Annotated in this window: 5 protein-coding genes and 1 pseudogene; 2 read left to right on the forward strand and 4 right to left on the reverse strand. The window is 71.7% G+C overall.

The annotated features are described in order from the left end of the window. Positions 1–503 (reverse strand): alcohol dehydrogenase catalytic domain-containing protein (locus ABZ656_RS56565; RefSeq protein ID WP_360280343.1); only part of this gene is annotated, 503 nt, incomplete at its 3' end. A 103-nt stretch (positions 504–606) separates the two neighbouring features. Between ABZ656_RS56565 and ABZ656_RS56570 the strand changes: the two genes are divergently transcribed. Next, positions 607–1047 carry a MarR family transcriptional regulator gene (locus ABZ656_RS56570; RefSeq protein ID WP_101401886.1) on the forward strand — a complete coding sequence of 147 codons (441 nt, stop codon included), beginning with the start codon at positions 607–609 and terminating at the stop codon, positions 1045–1047. A 19-nt stretch (positions 1048–1066) separates the two neighbouring features. After that, positions 1067–1609: an isochorismatase family protein gene (locus ABZ656_RS56575; protein ID WP_360280346.1), complete on the forward strand. Its 543-nt coding sequence runs from the start codon at positions 1067–1069 to the stop codon at positions 1607–1609. A 118-nt stretch (positions 1610–1727) separates the two neighbouring features. Here the strand turns inward: ABZ656_RS56575 and fdhD are convergent, their stop codons facing one another. From fdhD to ABZ656_RS56590, 3 genes and pseudogenes are all read right to left on the reverse strand, one after another. Next, a complete protein-coding gene (gene fdhD, locus ABZ656_RS56580) occupies positions 1728–2621 on the reverse strand; it encodes a formate dehydrogenase accessory sulfurtransferase FdhD (protein ID WP_360280349.1) in 894 nt (297 codons plus the stop codon). 7 nt (positions 2622–2628) lie between these two features. Then, the gene (locus ABZ656_RS56585) at positions 2629–3489 is read right to left on the reverse strand and encodes a 2Fe-2S iron-sulfur cluster-binding protein (protein ID WP_101401889.1); all 861 of its coding nucleotides are present in this window, start codon (positions 3487–3489) and stop codon (positions 2629–2631) included. Then, positions 3486–4715: pseudogene (locus ABZ656_RS56590) on the reverse strand (NADH-ubiquinone oxidoreductase-F iron-sulfur binding region domain-containing protein); the annotation flags it as partial. The gene ABZ656_RS56585 and the pseudogene ABZ656_RS56590, both read right to left, overlap by 4 nt. Positions 4716–4812 lie beyond the last annotated feature (97 nt).

Here is a 4812-nt window from a genome sequence, read left to right on the forward strand (position 1 = left end):
GCATCACCTGGCTCGGTTCGCCGAGCTGGTGTACTTGCCATGCCTGCATGCGGGGCCTCCACGGGACTGCTCTGTCTGACCGGGCCGCCGGTGATCAGCGCCGCCTCGCCGGGTGCGGGGTGCGCCGCCTCCAGAGCGCCGAGCGCGACCAGCCCGCTACGGACGAGGGCGACGGCGTCGACCGCGCTCGCGCCCGCCGGGACGGGGGAGGTCATGGTCTCGTTCAGCAGGGCGTGGTCGGCGTACCCGTGCCCGAAGCAGAGTCCGGTGACGCGGTCGCCCGCCGCGAAGCGGGTGACGCCCGCGCCGACGGCGACGACCTCGCCGGCGATCTCGCCGCTGAGCGGGACCGGCTCCGCGGCCTCGGTGACCTTGCGGACGACGGGAAGGGTGACGCCGATCGCCTCGGCGCGTACCAGCAGTTCGCCGGGCCCGGCGGCGGGTGCGGGGACGTCCTCCAGGAACAGGGGGCCGCCGGTGTGCTCGTATCGGACGCGACGCATCGCACCTCCAGGGGGTGAGGGGGCGAGCCCTCAATTCGTTGGGAGCCCCAACGGTATCCGAGATTCATTGGGAAGCCCAACGGTTATTCGCTAGTCTGGTCCCATGCCCGCCTCCGCCCCCCTGTCCGCCATCCGTGCCCTCCCCAGCTGGCTCCTCGGCCGCGCCGCCGCCCGCGGCCGTGCCCTCGTCGCCGAGGCGCTGGCCGCCGAGGGCCTGAAGATGTGGCATCACGTGGTGCTCTCCGCCGTCTCCGATCTCGGTCCCGTCGCCCAGGCCGAACTGGGCCGCAGCATCCAGCTCGACCCCAAGGATCTGGTCGGTGTCCTCAACGACCTCCAGGACGCGGGCCTGGTCCTGCGCGAACCCGACCCCAGGGACCGTCGCAAGAACGCGGTGTCCATCACCGAGGAGGGCGCACGCCTCCTCGCGCGCTGCGAGCAGGTGGCGCGCGAGGCCAACGAAGCGCTCCTCTCACCGCTCTCGGAGGCCGAGCGGGAGCAGTTCATGGGCTTGTTGATCCGGATTTCCGGTACGGACGGCTGATGAGGGCTAACGTTCCGTCATGACCGCACCCGAAACCGAACCCCGACTCGTCCTCGACCCCGCGCGCACCGCCCTCGTGCTCGTGGATCTGATGGAGCGCATCGTCGGCCTGCCCGTGGAACCCCGCAAGGGCACCGAAGTCCTCGCCGCCGCCGAGGAGTTGGCGGCCACCTTCCGCAAGGCGGGCGCGCTCGTCGTGCTCGTCCGGGGCGAACGGCCCGGGCTGCCCGAGCAGCCGCCCGGCAGCGGACTCGTCGCCGGGCTCGCGGTGGAGGGTGACCTCGAGGTTGTGAAGCGGACCATCGGCGGGTTCCAGGGCAGCGGTCTCGACGAGCGGCTGCGGGAGCGCGGCATCTCCACGCTGGTGTTCGGCGGGATCGCCACCAACCTCGGCGTCGAGTCCACCGCCCGCGCCGCCGGCGACCTCGGCTACGACCTCGTGTTCGTCGAGGACGCGATGGCCGCCCTCACCGCGCCCGAACACCAGGCGTCGGTCCGCCTCGACTTCCCACGCCTGGGCACGGTCGTGACCGTCGCGCAGGTGCACTTCAGCACGGGCTGAGGCGCGGAGCGGGCGGAGGAGCCGTGAGCCCGGTCGCGGTGGGCTGAGGCGGGGCCCCTACGGCGCAGGGGGCGCTCCCCGCCGGTCGGGGCCCCGCCGCCGTGCCGCGGGGAGCCGGTCAGCCCTGGGCGGCCGCGGCCCGCAGGGCGATGCGGTGCTCGCCCGCGTACACGTTCATGGAGGGGCCGCGCAGGAAGCCCACCAGGGTCAGCCCGGTCTCGGAGGCCAGGTCCACCGCCAGCGAGGACGGTGCAGAGACCGCCGCCAGTACGGGGATCCCCGCCATGACCGCCTTCTGCGCCAGCTCGAAGGAGGCCCGGCCCGACACCAGCAGGATCGTGCGGGAGAGCGGGAGGTCGCCGCGTTGCAGGGCGCGCCCGACCAGCTTGTCGACCGCGTTGTGCCGGCCCACGTCCTCCCGTACGTCGAGCATCTCCCCGTCCTCCGTGAACAGGGCCGCGGCGTGCAGACCCCCGGTCCGGTCGAAGACCCGCTGGGCCTCGCGCAGCCGGTCGGGGAGGCCGGCGAGGAGAGCGGGCTCCAGCCGGACCGGGGGAGTGCCGGGGCCGTCGTCGATGGCCCAGCGAGCCGTCGTACGGACCGCGTCCAGGCTCGCCTTGCCGCACAGGCCGCAGGACGAGGTCGTGTAGACGTTGCGCTCCAGGGTGATGTCGGGCAGCACGACTCCGGGTGCCGTCCGGACGTCCACGACGTTGTACGTGTTGGAGCCTCCCCCACTCTCGGCTTCGCTCGAGCGGGAGGGGCCCCCACCGGTGGCGCCCGCGCAGTAGACGATGTTCTGCACTTCGTCGGCCCGGCCGAAGACCCCCTCGCTGACGAGGAAGCCCGCCGCGAGCGCGAAGTCGTCGCCCGGGGTCCGCATGGTGATCGCGAGCGGTTTCCCGTTGAGGCGGATCTCCAGTGGTTCCTCGGCGACGAGCGTGTCGGGGCGGGTGGAGATGGCCCCGTCCCGGATGCGGATCACCTTGCGTCGTTCCGTGACTCGTCCCATGTCCTGATCAGTCCCGGTTCTGTACGTGCTGGTAGCCGAAGCGGCCCTTGATGCAGAGATTGCCGTGGGTCACCGGGTTGTCGTGCGGGGAGGTGACCTTCACGATCTCATTGTCCTGCACGTGCAGGGTGAGGTTGCAGCCCACACCGCAGTACGCGCACACCGTCGTCGTCTCGGTCTGCGCCGACTCGTCCCACGTACCCGCCGCCCGCATGTCGAACTCCGACCTGAACGACAGCGCCCCCGTCGGGCACACCTCGATGCAGTTGCCGCAGTACACGCACGCCGAGTCGGTCAGCGGGGCGTCGTGCTCGACGGCGATCCGGGCGTCGAAACCGCGCCCCGCGACCGAGATCGCGAAGGTGTTCTGCCACTGGTCGCCACACGCGTCGACGCACTTGTAGCAGAGGATGCACTTGTCGTAGTCGCGGACGTAGAGGCCGTTGTCGATCTTCGGTTCCTCGTCGAGGCGCGCCGCGTCGGGGCCGAAGCGGTCCGGTTTCGCCTCGTACTCCTTGATCCACCCGGCTACCTGCGGGGTGGTCGACAAGTCGACCGAGGAGGCGAGCAGCTCGATGACGATCTTGCGGCTGTGGCGGGCGCGCTCGGTGTCCGTCCGCACGGCCATGCCCGCCTCCGCCTTGCGGGAGCAGGCCGGGACGAGGGTCCGGGCGCCCTCGAGCTCGACGACACAGACCCGGCAGGCGTTCTTGGGGGTGAGCGTGTCGCCCTGGCAGAGGGTGGGGACGTCCTTGCCCGCCGCCCGGCAGGCGTCGAGGATCGTCGAGCCCTCGGGAACCCTGACCTCCTGCCCGTCGAGGGTGAACTCGACGAGCCGACGCGGCACTCCCAGCGGTATCGCGGTCATTCGTAGGCCCCCAAGCGGTCGATCGCGGACTCCACGGCGTTCCACGCGGTCTGCCCGAGACCGCAGATCGAGGCGTCCCGCATCGCGCGGCCGACCTCCCTGAGCAGGGCGATGTCGTCGGCCGCCGCCGCGCCGGTCCGCTCGGCGATCCGGTGCAGCGCCTCCTCCTGCCGTACGGTCCCGACCCGGCACGGCACGCACTGCCCGCACGACTCGTCGCGGAAGAACTCGGCGATGCGCAGCAGGAGGCGGGGGAGCGGGACCGTGTCGTCGAAGGCCATGACCACGCCCGAGCCGAGAGTCGTGCCCGCCGCCCGGGTCCCCTCGAAGGTGAGTGGGATGTCCAGCTCGTCGGGCCGTACGAAGCCGCCCGCCGCGCCGCCGAGCAGCACCGCGCGCAGCCGTTCACGCACGCCCGCCAGCTCCAGCAGCTCGCCCAGGGTCGACCCGAACGGCAGTTCGTAGATCCCGGGCCGGTCCACACTGCCCGACACGCAGTACAGCTTCGGACCGGTGGAGCCAGGGGTGCCGATCGCCGCGTACGCCTCGGCCCCCCTCGTCAGGATCGGCAGGACGTTCACCAGGGTCTCGACGTTGTTCTCGGCAGTGGGTTTGCCGAACAAACCCTTCTCTACAGGGAAGGGCGGTTTGGAACGCGGCTCTCCTCTGTACCCCTCGATCGAGTTGAACAGGGCGGTCTCCTCACCGCAGATGTACGCGCCCGCGCCCCGCCGGATCTCGATGTCGAAGGCGTATCCCTGGCCGAGGACGTCCTCGCCGAGCAGGCCACGCGCGCGTGCCTGCCCGATGGCGTGCTCCATGCGGTGCAGGGCGCGCGGGTACTCGCCGCGCAGATAGAGGTAACCCTTGTGCGCGCCGACGGCGTACGCCGCGACCGTCATCGCCTCGACGAGGGCGTACGGGTCGCCCTCCATGACGACCCGGTCCTTGAAGGTGCCCGGCTCGGACTCGTCGGCGTTGCACACCAGGTAGTGCGGTTGGTCGGGCTGGGACGCCGTGGCCTGCCATTTGCGGCGGGTGGGGAAGGCGGCGCCGCCGCGCCCGACCAGGCCCGCGTCGGTGACCTCGCGGATGACCCCGGCCGGCCCGAGTGCGAAGGCCCGCCGCAGCGCGGCGTACCCGCCGTGCGCCCGGTAGTCGTCGAGCGAGGCGGGGTCGACCACACCGACACGGCTCAGCAGCACGAGTGAGGGATCGCCCGCCTGGGTTGAGGTTTTGCGCTCCGGTCAACTCGCTCAGGGGCCCATGGTGGAGCGTCTTGAGAAGGTGATCGGGCAGTGGGCGGGGGTCGAGCACGCCGTC

The organism is Streptomyces sp. NPDC007095, from assembly GCF_040634475.1.
Lineage (GTDB): Bacteria > Actinomycetota > Actinomycetes > Streptomycetales > Streptomycetaceae > Streptomyces.